This is a genomic window from Desulfovibrio sp. (genome assembly GCA_016208105.1).
Lineage (GTDB): Bacteria > Desulfobacterota > Desulfovibrionia > Desulfovibrionales > Desulfovibrionaceae > Fundidesulfovibrio.
The window spans coordinates 98,486-112,181 of record JACQYS010000022.1 but is presented as its reverse complement, the minus strand read 5'-3'; the positions used below and the strand labels follow the sequence as shown (position 1 = coordinate 112,181).

The 13,696-nt window shown below is 59.8% G+C and carries 12 protein-coding genes; 5 read left to right on the top strand and 7 right to left on the bottom strand.

Annotated elements, in window-relative coordinates; all coding sequences use genetic code 11:
* Positions 1-48: 48 nt before the first annotated feature.
* Positions 49-1,311: a serine hydroxymethyltransferase gene (locus HY795_13100; GenBank protein MBI4806166.1), complete on the bottom strand. Its 1,263-nt coding sequence runs from the start codon at positions 1,309-1,311 to the stop codon at positions 49-51.
* 612 nt (positions 1,312-1,923) lie between these two features.
* On the opposite strand from HY795_13100, the gene maf reads away from it, so the two are divergent.
* From maf to HY795_13085, 3 genes are read left to right on the top strand one after another with little or no spacing between them, the layout of a single operon-like run.
* The gene (gene maf / locus HY795_13095; GenBank protein ID MBI4806165.1) at positions 1,924-2,544 is read left to right on the top strand and encodes a septum formation protein Maf; all 621 of its coding nucleotides are present in this window, start codon (positions 1,924-1,926) and stop codon (positions 2,542-2,544) included.
* A 7-nt stretch (positions 2,545-2,551) separates the two neighbouring features.
* A complete protein-coding gene (locus HY795_13090; protein MBI4806164.1) occupies positions 2,552-3,760 on the top strand; it encodes a glycosyltransferase family 92 protein in 1,209 nt (402 codons plus the stop codon).
* 9 nt (positions 3,761-3,769) lie between these two features.
* Positions 3,770-4,234: a phosphatidylglycerophosphatase A gene (locus HY795_13085; protein MBI4806163.1), complete on the top strand. Its 465-nt coding sequence runs from the start codon at positions 3,770-3,772 to the stop codon at positions 4,232-4,234.
* A 118-nt stretch (positions 4,235-4,352) separates the two neighbouring features.
* Here HY795_13085 and HY795_13080 read toward each other — a convergent pair whose 3' ends face one another.
* From HY795_13080 to HY795_13060, 5 genes are all read right to left on the bottom strand, one after another.
* Positions 4,353-4,502: a hypothetical protein gene (locus tag HY795_13080; protein ID MBI4806162.1), complete on the bottom strand. Its 150-nt coding sequence runs from the start codon at positions 4,500-4,502 to the stop codon at positions 4,353-4,355.
* A gap of 144 nt (positions 4,503-4,646) precedes the next feature.
* On the bottom strand, positions 4,647-5,597 hold the full coding sequence (locus tag HY795_13075) for a tetratricopeptide repeat protein (protein ID MBI4806161.1): 951 nt from the start codon (positions 5,595-5,597) through the stop codon (positions 4,647-4,649).
* Between the two features lie 130 nt (positions 5,598-5,727).
* The gene (gene mutM / locus HY795_13070) at positions 5,728-6,543 is read right to left on the bottom strand and encodes a bifunctional DNA-formamidopyrimidine glycosylase/DNA-(apurinic or apyrimidinic site) lyase (GenBank protein MBI4806160.1); all 816 of its coding nucleotides are present in this window, start codon (positions 6,541-6,543) and stop codon (positions 5,728-5,730) included.
* Entirely contained in the window at positions 6,543-7,727 is a 1,185-nt protein-coding gene (locus tag HY795_13065; protein MBI4806159.1) for a ChaN family lipoprotein, read from the bottom strand. Before HY795_13065 ends, mutM begins: the two co-directional genes overlap by 1 nt.
* Positions 7,718-8,983, bottom strand: coding sequence for a phenylacetate--CoA ligase family protein (locus tag HY795_13060; GenBank protein MBI4806158.1), 1,266 nt, complete (start codon positions 8,981-8,983; stop codon positions 7,718-7,720). The genes HY795_13065 and HY795_13060 overlap by 10 nt, the downstream gene beginning before the upstream one ends.
* A gap of 482 nt (positions 8,984-9,465) precedes the next feature.
* Here HY795_13060 and HY795_13055 point away from each other — a divergent pair, with 482 nt between their 5' ends.
* Both HY795_13055 and HY795_13050 read left to right on the top strand, forming a co-directional pair.
* Positions 9,466-10,362, top strand: a complete 897-nt coding sequence (locus tag HY795_13055; protein MBI4806157.1) for a hypothetical protein — start codon at positions 9,466-9,468, stop codon at positions 10,360-10,362.
* Positions 10,363-10,365: 3 nt separating this feature from the next.
* Positions 10,366-13,290: an EAL domain-containing protein gene (locus HY795_13050; GenBank protein MBI4806156.1), complete on the top strand. Its 2,925-nt coding sequence runs from the start codon at positions 10,366-10,368 to the stop codon at positions 13,288-13,290.
* 83 nt (positions 13,291-13,373) lie between these two features.
* Here HY795_13050 and HY795_13045 read toward each other — a convergent pair whose 3' ends face one another.
* On the bottom strand, positions 13,374-13,688 hold the full coding sequence (locus tag HY795_13045; GenBank protein MBI4806155.1) for a cupin domain-containing protein: 315 nt from the start codon (positions 13,686-13,688) through the stop codon (positions 13,374-13,376).
* Positions 13,689-13,696: the final 8 nt, after the last annotated feature.

Here is a 13,696-nt window from a genome sequence, read left to right as displayed (position 1 = left end):
AACATGTCCCGCACGCTCAGGCGCGATGCCTGCGGAGCCTGTATTCCCCTACTGGCCTATCCCTGGAACCGGGAATCCCATGCACATGGCCTCCACCTCCCGGCGGATGGCCCCCCGTTTGCCCGCATCGTCCGGCTTGGACAGCACGTCGCAAATCCACCCGGACAGGCGCTCCATCTCCTGCTCCTTCATGCCGCGCGTGGTGGCCGCCGGTGTCCCTATCCGGATGCCGCTCGGACGCAAGGGCGGATTGGGATCATCCGGCACGATCTGCTTGTTGGTGGTTATGCCCACCTCGTCCAGAAGCTCCTCCGCCACCTTGCCGTCCAGGCCGAAGCTCTCGCTGGTGTTCATAACCAGCATGTGGTTGTCCGTACCGCCGGTGACCAGGCTGGCCCCCCTGGTAATGAGCGCCGTCGCGAAGGCCTGGGCGTTCACCAGCACCTGCCTGGCGTAGTCCCTGAACTCCTGGGTCAGGGCCTTGCCCATGGTCACGGCGATGCCCGCGATCACGTTCATGTGCGGCCCGCCCTGCAAGCCCGGAAACACCGACTTGTCGATGCGCGCCGCCAGGTCCTTGCGGCACAGGATCATGCCGCCGCGCGGCCCGCGCAGGGACTTGTGCGAGGTGGTGGTCACCACGTCGAACCCGTGGTCGAAGGGATTTTTCATCACTTTGCCGGCCACCAGACCCGCATAGTGCGAGGCGTCGCACATGGTGTAGGCCCCCGCCTCGTCGGCCACGGCCTTGAAGGCCGCATAGTCCAGGTCGCGCGGGTACGACGTGTAGCCGCACAGCACCAGCTTGGGCTTGTGCTCCCGTGCCAGGGCGCGCACCGCGTCGAAATCGATGGCCCCGTCGCCAGGGTTGGTCTTGTAGCGCACGAAGTTGAAAAGCCGCCCCATGTGGGACACGGGCGCGCCGTGTGTCAGGTGTCCGCCGTGGGACAAATCCATGGCCAGGATGGTGTCCCCCGGCTCCAGAAGCCCCAGGTACACGGCCTGGTTCATGGGAGAGCCCGAAAGCGGCTGCACGTTGGCATGTTCGCAGCTAAACACCTTGCAGGCGCGCTCCCGGGCCAGAATCTCCACCCGGTCCGTGAATTCCTGGCCGCCGTAGTAGCGCCTGCCGGGGTAACCTTCGGAATACTTGTTGGTGAACACGCTCCCCAGAACGGCCAGCACCTCGGGATAGGTGTAGTTCTCGCTGGGAATGAGCTCAACGCCCAGGCGCTGGCGGTTCTCCTCGCCAGCTAGGGTGTCGAACACGTCGGGATCGTTTTCTTTGAGAATCTCGCGGCAGGATCGCATGGGCTCCTCCTTAGGTAGGAAGGTTGGCATCGCGCACGATGCAGCCCAGGCGAGCGGCTAAAGCTTGGTTTCGCGCTCCCCCGTGGTTGCCCACGTTTCTCGCCAGTCACGCGAAACGGATGTGGTAAGGCGTTTGGGAGATAGCCCGCCTCTGGGGAGGCGTCAAGATGGAAGCTTGCAGCCTGTTGTAAGAGTCAATCATCGCAGCCTGTTCCAAAGACCAGCTGGCAAGGCGCGGGAGAAAGTCAAGGCTGACCAAAACGCAGGACAGCGTTTTGAGGCAACGCCCAGGCGTTACCCGTAGGGGCAGCCCCCAGGACGGGGGCTGATCAAGCGTATTTGACATACGCGAAGGTTTGACTTTTGAGCGGCAACGCCGCCAGCGGGAGTTTTTGGGCAGGCTGCTAGGAAGTTGACCCCGGGGCGGGGCCGGGCTAGCTTTTTGAGTGGACGCGCCAGACGGCGGTGCCGGGGTGGAAAGGGAAGGCCTCCGGCGGCCAAAGGGACGAAGTCCCTTTGGAATCCCATATATTACGGGCTTAATGATCCTGGATGTGCCATCCGGGGAAATGAGCGCGCATAAGAATAGAGATCCGAGGAGCATTCGTGGGCATTGGAGCATTCAAGGAATCAGCGGACATCATCCTGGCCTCGGCTTCGCCCAGGCGCAGCGAACTGCTTGGCTCCACCGGCATATCGTTTCGCATCATCCCCTCCACAGTGGACGAACCCCCGGCCGACTCGGGCGAAACCCCGGGCGGCTACGCCCTGCGCATGGCCCGGCTGAAGGCCAGGGACGTGGCCTGGGGACACCCGGGATCGTTCGTCCTGGGAGCTGATACCGTAGTGGCTGTTGGCGAATTCATCCTGGGCAAACCCACGGATGTGGAAGACGCCAAACGCATGCTGGCCATGCTCTCCGGGCGCGAGCACACGGTGGTCACGGGCTGCGTGCTCATCGGGCCGGACGGGCAGACGATCTGGGAAGAGGCCGTGGCCTCCAAGGTAAGCTTCGCGAGGCTTTCGGAAGAAGCCATCGCCGCCTACGTGGCCACCGGCGAACCCATGGACAAGGCTGGCGGCTACGCCATCCAGGGGCTGGGAGCCTTCATGATCGCCAGGGTTGATGGGTCATACACGAATGTGGTTGGGCTGCCACTGGCGGAGACGGTTCGCACCTTCCAAACCAGAGCCATGATCAGACACCGGGACGTGGACGCCCCTCCAGCCTGAAGCCGCCATGCCACAACACTACTTTGCCCTCTGCGCCATTGCGAAAGACGAAGACAGGTACCTTCGCGAATGGATCGACTACCACACCATGATAGGGGTGGAACGCTTCATACTCTTCGACAACGAAAGTAGGATCCCCATCGCCGAAACCTTGAAAGACTACGACCTGGAAAGCTTCATCACCATCATCCCCGTGCAGGGGAAAGCGGCGCAAAAACCGGCATACAACCATTGCCTCCAAGAGTTCAGGGACGTCTCCAGATGGATGGGATTCATAGACCTCGATGAATTCATCTGCCTAAACGACGCGAGCGACATCCGCGCCCTTCTCGCCGAGTACGAGGAGTTCGGGGGCCTCGCGGCCAGCTGGGTCACCTTCGGATCATCAGGCCACATCGGCAGGCCCTCCGGGCTCCAGATCGAAAACTACACCCAGGCATTTGAAGATTTCGCGGACGTCAACACCCACGTCAAATCCTTCGTCCAGCCCGCCCGGACGCTCGAAGCGGTCAATCCCCACAAGTTCAAGTACGTGGAGCCCTATCATTGCGTGAACGAGGAGTTCACCCCGGTTCCGCTGTCGTTTAGCTACAACACCAGGAAGCGACTTCAGGTGAACCACTATCCCATCCGTTCCCAGCAGGACTTCGAGGAGAAGCTCGCCAGAGGCCGGGCCGACACGGACGTAAAAGAGTACGGCTACGCCCCCGACGCCTTCTATGCCCACCTGAAGGAGCCGACGCGCCCGGAGCGTAGCATCCTGCGCCTTGCCGACAGGCTTCGCACCCTGCGCCAAAGCCACGCGCCAGGCCGGTTCCACGAGGTCTCCAACAGATACCCGGCCGGAATGTCCCTGCAGGAGTTCGCGGACATCATCGTACGCCTCGTCGGCAAGGGCGAGCATGAGGAAGCCGAAGTGGCGCTCTGCCAGGCAGGGCTAGATCACGGCTCCAACCCGCAATACTTGATTCTGCGGGCCATGGTGGCGCGCCTTGGCGGAAAGCTGGAACTGGCTCTTACGTATCTTCGGCACTCGCTGGTCGAGGTGGCCGCGCCACAGGCCTACCATGAGATGCACCACGTGTTGAAACAGATGGGCAAGAACGCCGAGGCGAAGATGATGCTTCCGTTTACGCAGTTTCTCATCCGCCACCATGGAATTGAGGACAAGAATCTGGAAAACGTTCTCTCTCAAGATATAGATAAACTAGGATAGGAGAATCGGATGACCTTTATCGACCGCATCGCCACCAACTTCGCTTCCATAGGCCCCTTCGGCAAGCTCCCGATATCCGGCACCTGGGGCTCGGCCGTGGCCGCCGTGGCCGCGCCCTTCGTGTTCATGCCCGCCCCCATGCCCGTGCGCGTGCTCATTATCGCCCTGGTGTTCATCGGGGGCGGCCTGGCCTGCGACATCGTGGAAAAGAACCTCTGCCGCAAGGACCCGGGCCTGTGCGTCATCGACGAGGTTCTGGGGCAGTGGATCACCTACATGTTCTTTGGCACCCTCACGCCCTGGCAGCTTTTCTGGGGCTTCGTGCTGTTTCGGGTGTTCGACATCTTAAAGCCCCCGCCGGTGCGGGCCTCCGAGAACTGGATGCCGGGCGGTTTCGGCGTGATGCTCGACGACGCCCTGGCCGGGCTCTATTCGGCCATGGCTCTTGGCCTGCTGATGGCTCTTGGGCTGTAAACAACTTCGCGGATTTCACCGGTCATCCGGTGAAATCCGCGAATATCGAGGGGGTCCGGGGGAAATCATTTCCCCCGGCGGGTCCAGGGCAGAGCCCTGGCCTGGTCGCCCAAAATCGTCACCCTCTGCGCTTCTTCTCTTGGTTCTTGGCGTCCTCGAAGTTCAGGCGCAGCATGTTCTTCTTTTTTTCCCGGATCTGGAACGTCATCCTGGCCCCAAGGTAAAAACACGCCAGGATGATGCCCCCCCAGATGATGTACACATCCACTGATTGTCACTCCATAACCGGTTTAGCCCGGCACCGGCTGTATGTTCCTTTCGCCAAGCCCGGTCAAGCGGGCTTAAGAGCCAAAAAAGAAAAAGGCGCGGTGGAGTGCCCGCGCCCGCTTCATATTGCTCGCAGCCAGCAAGGCTATTCGCATATACCGCTCTTGCGGGCGTTTTCAGACATCTCGCAATCGCCCTTTTCGCATGCCGTCTTGAAATCCGCGCACATCTTCTGCGGCTGATTGATCTTCAAATACGCCGACCCGCGCCCCTTGAAGACCTCGGCATCGGCGTAGCCCATCTGAATGGCCTTGTCGTAGTCCTGGATGGCCTTGGTGTAGCTGCCGAGCTTGTAATAGGTGTGCCCGCGCATCACCACGGCAAGGGAATCCTGCGTATTGAGATTGATGGACTTGTTGTAGTCGTCCAGTGCCTTGTCGAGCTGGTTGAGCATGAAGTTGGCGTGCCCGCGCCCGGCGAAATAGCCCGCGTTCTTGGAGTCGAGCTTTATGGCCTGGTTGAACAGGTCCAGGGCCTGGGCGTAATTGTTCTGGCGCCCCAGGTCCATGCCTTTATCGAAAAGGTCCTGGGCTAGTCCGCCAGACTGCTCGCGCACCGGGGCAGAAGCAGAACCGCTGCCGGTTTGGGGCGGCTTGGGAGCTTCCGTCTTTCGCAGGGCTTCGTCCGCCTTGCGCTCGGCCTCGGCATTGGACTGCACCACGGCCGGATGCTTCGTGCGCTTCTTGGATTCCTTCTTGGACTTGCCGGACTTGCCGGACTTGCCCGTGTCGGCCGCCTTGGCCGAAGCCTTTGGGGCGTCCTTGCTCCCGGAAGCTTTGGGGGCATCCTTGGACGTCCCCGGTTTCGCGGCCCCCTTGGAAGAGGTGTCCTTGGCGGGCTTGGCGTCCTTTGATTTCTGAGTGGTATCTTGTTTCGAGGATTTGGCGTCGGGCTTGGTGGACTTGGTTCCAGGTTTCTCAGCCGGCTTGGCGGACTGCTGTTCTTTCTTGGCGGGTTCCGCCAAGGAGGCAGTGGAGCCGAGGCATAGCGGCAGGGCCGTAACGGCGGCGAAAAGAAGTAAGCATATTCGGCGCATGATAAAAATCCGCTGTGGGTTTACAGGCAGTTGGTCGTTTGACCGCGAGGGGGACAGTAGCCCCTTCAAAGGGGTGGAGCAAGGGGCGCAGCCGCCCCATATCATGAAGAAAAGTTCATGTTGCCCGGATTTAGGACTGGCAACGCACGCAGAAGGTGGAGGTCCTGCCGGCCACTTTTTCCGATGAAAGTTTCCTGCCGCATGCCGGGCAGGGTTGCCCGGCCCGGCCATAGACATTGAAGGTCCATTGGAAGGAACCTTCCACGCCTTCGGCGGTTCGGTAGTCACGGATGGTGCTTCCCCCGGATTCGATGGCCCGGCAGAGAACATCCTTAAGCGCGGCGAACAGGGCGTCCAGCTTCTCGGGAGGAACCAGGCTTGCTCGGGTGTCCGGGCGGATGCGGGCCAGGAACAGGGCTTCGTCGGCGTAGATGTTGCCTATTCCGGCGATGACTTCCTGGTTCAGAAGCAAAGCCTTTATCCGCCCGCTTCTCCCGGACAGGGCCTGGCGGAAGGCCGGCGCATCGATGCACAGGGGTTCCGGGCCGAGGCGGCGGTAGAAATCCCAGGTATGTATCTCGCCGGGAGCGAATCCCCGGCAGGAACCGAACCGGCGCATGTCGGTGAAATGCAGGGCACGGCCGTCGTCCAGACCGACAAGCACGCGAAGATGCGGTTCGGGCCGCTCGCCCGGCCTGGTGACGAAGAGCCGCCCGGTCATCTTGAGATGAAAGGCGATAAGGCCCCCGCCTTCGACCTCCACCAGACAGAGCTTGGCCCTGCGGTGAACCCCGGTGATGATCCGGCCCTCGAAAACACCTTGGAAGGCTTTGACATCCCCCGGAAAGACGCGCCGGTCCAGAACCGTAAGCCCGGTTATCCGCCTGCCCGTCAGAATCGGAGCAAGCCCCCGGGCTATGGTTTCGACTTCTGGCAGCTCGGGCATCAGGAGCCGGATTTGGGAGACGGCAGAGTGATGAAGAGTTCCTCGCTGCGGCCCTGGCGTATAATCTCCAGTCGCAGGGTCCCTTCTTCCTCAAAAGCGCGCATGGTCGCGTCGTGCAGGTCCGATAACTTGTGCAGCTCTATGCCCTGGGCCTTTGCAAGCAGGTCGCCTACCTTGATCCCGGCGGCCTCGGCCTTGGACCCCGGTTCTATCCCCACCACCGTAATGGTTGCGTCCTTGACCTCGAGGGCGATGCCAAGCCTTGGGCGCTTGGTTTCCGGACAGTAGAAGAAGAGGTCCGCCTCGGACTTGTCCGGGAGTTCGCCGCCGCGCCACGGCATGATGAGCAGGCGCTGCCCCTGCGGGTCGAACGTGGCCAGGCGCGAGGCGATGCCCCAGCCGTGCTCCACGTGTCCTCCCCCGGCGACGATAACCACCGGGCGGCGCATGGCCACCCGCGCCTCAACTGCCCGGCGGGCCATGGTGGTGTCCCACAGAGCCTGTACGGTAACGAAGCTCTTCCATGCGGCCTTGGCGTCCTTGGGCTTGCCAAAGGGATGGGCGTCGAACACCTGGCGGAGATATTCTTCCTGCTCAGGGGGCACCGGAATGATCTTCGCCGGGAGTTCAAGCCTGTCTTCCACCGCTAGGCTCTTAAGCCCGGATTTGCCGACCTTCTTGGCCACATCCCGGGGGGCGTTGAGAGCGAAAAGCGGAAGATTGTGCTTCTTGGCGGTTTCAAAGATGGGCCGGTAAATGGCGAACGGGTAGCCCCACGTCTGGCTCCATTTCAAGGAGGACTCCAGCTCGTCAATTCCGATGATGTCGTTGTTGAACATGTCCAGCACCGGCTGCATGTCCAGGCTGACCATCTCAAGGCCGACAACCGGAGGAGAACCCGCGTTGACCATCAGCTCGATGACGCGGGCCTGGGCCAGATGGTCGCAGGCTATGGGGTGCCCTTCGCCAACGAGAACGTACGCGGCCTGAGAGGCCATGGCGCCCACCCAGAGGCCGTCCACGGCCATTCCCTCTCCGTCGAGGAATTGGCCGGGAGCGAGGGGGGAAGCAGGCGCTCGCGCAGCTGCTTCTCCCGAGATGTCGCTATAACGCTTGCAGCCCTGCACCGTGATGAGCAAGGCCGCCCAGAGGGCGGCCAGCACGATGTTTCTTCCTAATCCCACTTGCGCTTGTCCTCGATGGGTCTGATCTGGGCAGGCAGAGTGCCCGGGGCCAGGACCTTGAGTTCAGGACGCAGTTTGATCTTCTCGCGGAACAGATGCAGCAGTTCGTCGTCGCGCTTGAAGTTGCTGGCTTCGATCAGAAGCGTCATCTCGTCGATTCCGCCCGGGTTGGTGACTTCGATCTGCCAGCGCTTGATCTCTTCGAAACGCGAGATGACCTGTTCCACCTGATGGGGGTAGACGAACATGCCCTTGATGCGGGCGGTGGTGTCCACGCGTCCCACTATGTTACCCAGGCGCGGCGAGGTGCGCCCGCAGGAACACGGGGCGCGGTCGATGTAGGAGAGATCGCCGGTGGCCAGTCGGATCAGGGGATAGGTTTTGTTGAAGGCCGTCACCACGATCTCGCCGACCTCGCCATCCTTCAAGGGGATGCCGGTGTCGGGATGGCAAATTTCCACAAACGCGCGGTTGGCTATGTGCAGACCGTTCTTCTGGAAGCACTCGTAACCGATGCACCCAACATCGGCCGTGCCGTAGCCCTGGCGCATGATGAGGTCGAATTTCTTCTCCAGGTTCGAGCGCATCTTCTCGGAGAACTTCTCGCCGGTGACGAAGGCGACCTCAAGAAACAGGTCCTTGCGCAGGTTGAGCCCGGCCTCCTCTCCCTTCTGGGACAGGTGCATCAGGTAGCTCGGCGTCCCCACGAATCCGGTGACCCTGAGCTTCTGCATCACTTCCAGTTGGGTGCCCGTGTTGCCGGGACCGGAAGGCATGACGGCGCAGCCCAGGTTGCGCAGGGGTTCCTCGAACATGAGGCCCGTGGGAGAGAGGTGGTAGTTGAAGGTGTTCTGCACCACGTCCCCGGAACGGAAACCCGTGGCGTAGAAGCCCTCGGTCCATCCCCAGTAGTCGTCCTCGCGGTCCTCGGGATCGAAAATCGGACCGGGTGAAAGGAATACGCGGCGCAGATCGCCAAGATCCTTGGTAAGAAGCCCTCCCAGCCGCGGCCCCATGGACTGCAGGAAGATGAGCTCTTTCTTTTTCAGTATGGGAATATGCTTAAGATCGGAGAGCTGCTTGAACTTGCCAACCTGGAATTGGGCACGGTCGAAGCGCTTTTTCACGTCCTCGGAGTAGCGGTAGGCGTAGGTGAGCAGGTCCTTCAACTGAATCTGATAATACTGGCGGCGTTCGGATTCATCGAGCACCTCACGGCGGGAATAAATGCCTTCGGTGCGGTCCTTGCGGGTCATGTACGGGCTCCTTGGTGACGGGCGGGGATGCCTCAGTCTAGCATAAAAAGAAGGTTTTTCTAATTCCCCTGATGAAGAAAATCAAGCCTTTCAAGTCCTTTTTCCCATCTGACCGGGGTAATTGGATTTTCCTCTACAATATTCAAAACAATCGTATCGTCGCCGTCCGTGAGAGGATCATATGCTTACGACTTCTTCGATATTAACATGTGCGCGCATTCTCCGCTTCAGGCATTGGCTCAGGACAAGAGGGGGGGCTTTGCCTCTGAGTACTTTCGGCCATGTGGCTTACGCGGCAAGAGCTTCTTCATTTTCCCTGTTATTTCAGAATGTAGCGTGCGGGCAGAAAACACCGGGGACTAAAAAAGTAGGGTATCCCCTGAAAGAATGCCCTATTTATAATGAGTGGAACACGAAGTTTTTCGGCGGTTCCGTATGGCCGCAACCACAATGTTATACTTATTGCCCCAACCAGAGGCGCCATGAGCACTTTTTTTGTTCGTTCCTTGTGCGGCGCGGCCGTTTTCGTACTCTTTCTGGGGGTGGTTTCTCCACTTTCACCAGCAGTCCCCAAACACAGGGAACTCCTCGCATCCAGGGCAGCATCCCCACCAGACGTACACAATCCGTCCGATCCGGCCTGGAACCCCATCCGGCCGGTTGCCGTCCTGGATGTGGTTGCCAACACCACGGTCGAGTTCAAGGCGCTCCACACTGGGGACCATGTCTTCATCCAGGCGTCCTTCCCGGATCCGACAGAAAACAGAATGCACCGCATGCTTCGTTGGGACCCGGCCAGCAAGAGCTATGTGGACGGCCCCGAACGAGAAGACGTCATCATTTTGAAATGGAGCATGGTATCCCACGAAACAGGGCTCACTCTCCACGAGGACTCCCCTTACGTTGCGGACGAATGGTTCTGGAAGGCCTACCGTTCCGATCACGCTGGATATGCCGACGACAAAATCCAGATCTATTCTACCAATCCGAGCCCCGAAGCTAAGCCCATGCTCTCAAAGAACGGAAAGGTATTCTACCTGACCCGCAAGGGAGACGAGGGCCAAGAGGCCGCGGACACAATCTTGTATCCTGACTACGCCGGGGACCGCGTACCCAAGTTCAAGCTGGTCCAGCCGAGCGGCTCCCGAGCCGATATCAGGGCCAAGGGCCATTGGCAAAACGGCAAATGGACGGTGACTTTCGCGCGCAAGCTCGTCACGGGACATGCCGACGATGTGGCCTTCTCCCTTGATAAAGCATACCCGTTCGGCATTTCCAGATTCGAAATCGCCGGGAGGGCCCCGGAACCCGGAACAGAGGAACCTCTCTACGGCTGCGGCGACGTCGGAGAAATTCTGGAATTGCGATTCGCGAAGTAATCCATGTCCTTTTCCACTCTCCAGCGCCTGACTCTTATTCTGGTCTTCTGTTTTTTTGCGTGCATGGCCTGGCTTAGCGTTCAGAACTCCCGCCAGTCCGGTGTTCTTCTCGACCACTTCGTCTCCCGCCACATCCAGGCGGGTGGGTTACTGCACGATATCGACAATTCACTCATTCAAGCCAGAAGGGTCTATGAAAACCTCCTTGCCGACCGTTCCGGCTCGGTCAATGACTGCGTATCCCTGGTGGACACCATCTCCAGCAGATTGAAGATGGACCCGGGCGTTTCCCAGGAGCTTGTAAGCGGCATAGCCTTGGACTTGGCCCGCATACGCTCGGGTCTTCTCCAGATAGACGAAATGCGCTCGCGCGGGGACTACTCCGATTCCATGTCCAAGGCCCGTACGGCGGTGGAGAACTATCTGACCGCTGCCCAGGCCAGCGCCGAGCAGTTGGCCTTTGCCCCCAGCCGCTCGGGAGACGCCGTATTTTTTCTCAACAACTCCCTGGAAGCGCTGAACCGGACAGTCACACGCTATCTTCAGGCCAAACCCGATCAGCTTCCAGTCCTCACCGGGCTGCTCGAAAGAACCCTGAAGAATATCGCGGCATTCCATACGCTTGAACACTACGATGGCGACATCGAAAACCTGCGGGAGCTTGAGAAACACATCCTGGTTTTAAAGACCAACGTACCGCGCATTCGCAGAAGTCTCCTCACCGACCCCAACTTCGCCCTGAACACCAACAGGGCTGAGCTCCAGGAGATCAACCGCCATTGGGACGATGTGGAGATATACCTGCAGGTTCTAAAGACCATTGAGGAGAACGATCTCATCGAAGACAGCACCGGCATACGTGACACTTTGGCCGAGTATGACAGAATGTTTTTGGCCGTCACCATGGGGTGTCTTGCTTTTACGGTTCTGGGCATGCTGATGATCCGCAAGCTGCTCGTTACCCGGATGAAGAATCTCAAAAACGGGACGGAGCTGGTTTCGAACGGTCAGTTGGACCACCGCCTCCCGGTTGGCCCCATGGATCACTTTGGCGAGCTGGCCACCGCGTTCAACACCATGGCCCGGCGTCTTCAGGAGGAACAGGCCGTTTCCGCCAAGGCCATGGAGGAACTGCGCAGCTCCCATGAGCTCCTAGACCAACGCGTTAGGGAACGCACCAACGCCTTAAGCGAAGCGCTGGAAAGCTTGCGGCTCAAGGAGTCGGTCTTCAGCCATTCCCTGGAAGGTTTCGTGATCTGCGACGAGTCCCTGCGTATCCTGGACGCAAACCCTGCCATGTCCCGCCTTACCGGATACACTCCAGCCAGCATACTTGGGCTGACCCCGGACTCTTTCTGCAGCCAGAGCGTGGCCGAGTCTTTCAGAACCCGCTTGCACAAGGACATCGAAAGGAGTGGCCGGTTCGACGGTGAAATCGACATCCTGACCCTCGACGGCCGCACCATCCCCCTGCAGATGATTTTCACCCGCTTAAGCGACGACGCTTCCCAGAACACCCACTATATCGGCATTTTGAGGAGCATGGCCGGGCAACGCCAGGCCGAGGAACAACTACAGATCCAGGCCTCGCAGGACCAGCTCACCGGGTTGCCCAACCGGTCCATGATGCTCTCCGAGCTTGCAAAGCGTCTCGACCAAGCCAGGCACGATGGGCACATGCTGGCAGTGTTCCTTCTGGACCTGGACAATTTCAGGAACCTAAACGACTGCTCCGGGCATCCCGAGGGTGACGCCCTGCTGCGGATGGTGGGGCAGAGGATCATGGCCCAGGTGCGCGCGGGAGACCTTGTGGCGCGTCTTGGCGGGGACGAATTCGCGGTGGTTGCCACGGAAATCACTACCGAAGGCCAAGCCTCCGCCCTCGCAAAAAGGGTGTTGGACTGTTTTCAGGAACCATTCGATGTTTCCGGTGGAACCTACAAAGCCAGCGCCAGCCTGGGCCTGACGCTTTTCCCGAGAGACGGTTCCGACCCGGACACCTTGCTTCGCAACGCGGACATGGCCCTGCACAGGGCCAAAGACCTCGGCAAAGGCAAGGTGGACGTCTACACCGAAGAACTGGACTCGCGCATCAGAACCCGGATAGCCATGGAGAAGGACCTCCGCGACGCGGTGGCGGAGCGTCGCTTCGAGGTGCACTACCAACCCATCGTGCGGGTGAACGCTCCAGAGATAGCCGGAGCTGAAGCTCTGCTCCGCTGGAACAGGGATGGAGAACCTGTGTCCCCGGCGATGTTCATCCCCCTTTGCGAAGAGTTCAACCTCATGCCCGAGATAACCGGCATGGTCTTGGAAAAAGTTCTGGAGGACATCGCCCAATGGGATACTCAGGGCGTACATACCTGGGTCAGCATAAATGTTTCCGCGATCAATCTGTCCGAACCGGGTTTCCCGCTCCGTCTTTCCGAAGCCATTGCCTCACGCGGACTGGAAAGCGCCAGAGTGGGCCTTGAGATCACCGAAACCGCCATCATGCGCAATCCCAGTTCGGCAGCGGAGGTTCTTAAGTCCATTCGCGATGCGGGGCATAGAGTCTCCATCGACGATTTCGGCACGGGGTATTCCTCCTTGCGCTACCTCCAGCAGTTTCCTCTCACCTCTCTCAAAATCGACCGGCAGTTCATAAAAGACATCGACACCGTCAAATCACGCGAGATCGTGAAGGCGACGTTGGCCATGGCCAAGAGCCTGGGCATCTCGGTGATCGCCGAAGGCGTGGAGACATCCGCGCAGCTTGATTTTCTGCGCTCCTATGGCTGCGACTACTACCAGGGATATCTGTGCAGCCCTGCTCTTCCCGCCGGGGAATTCGCCGCCTTCATCCGACGCCTCGCGCGTGATTTCGACAAAAACGATCTGGAGGGCGTAAACGGCCTGACAGTCCCCCCTCCTGGTCCCATTCACTAACCGCCGCCCGCCTGGAAAACAAAAAGCCCCCGTGACACGCGGGGGCTTCGTTTTTTCCAGGCTGGACTTAAGCCATGGTTTGTTCAAATCGGAGGCGCAATGGTGACCAGCACCCGCATGTCCGTAATGGCGCGAATCCCGTGGGGCTCGGAGATGTCGGAGATGAGCACATCCCCGGTCTTGGCCGGTATCTCGTCGTCTTCGGAGAGGAACTCCCCCTCGCCCGAAAGAACCACAATGGAAAGCTGGCCTTCGATCTCATGGGAATGGATGGGCATGCTCTGCCCGGCCTTGAAGTTGAAGTTGATGGCCTTGAAATGTTCCGAGTCATGGACAAGGAAACTGTGAAACGTGAGGTCGGTAAATTTGGCCTCGTCGAAAATCGAGACTTTCTTCATCATGGGGG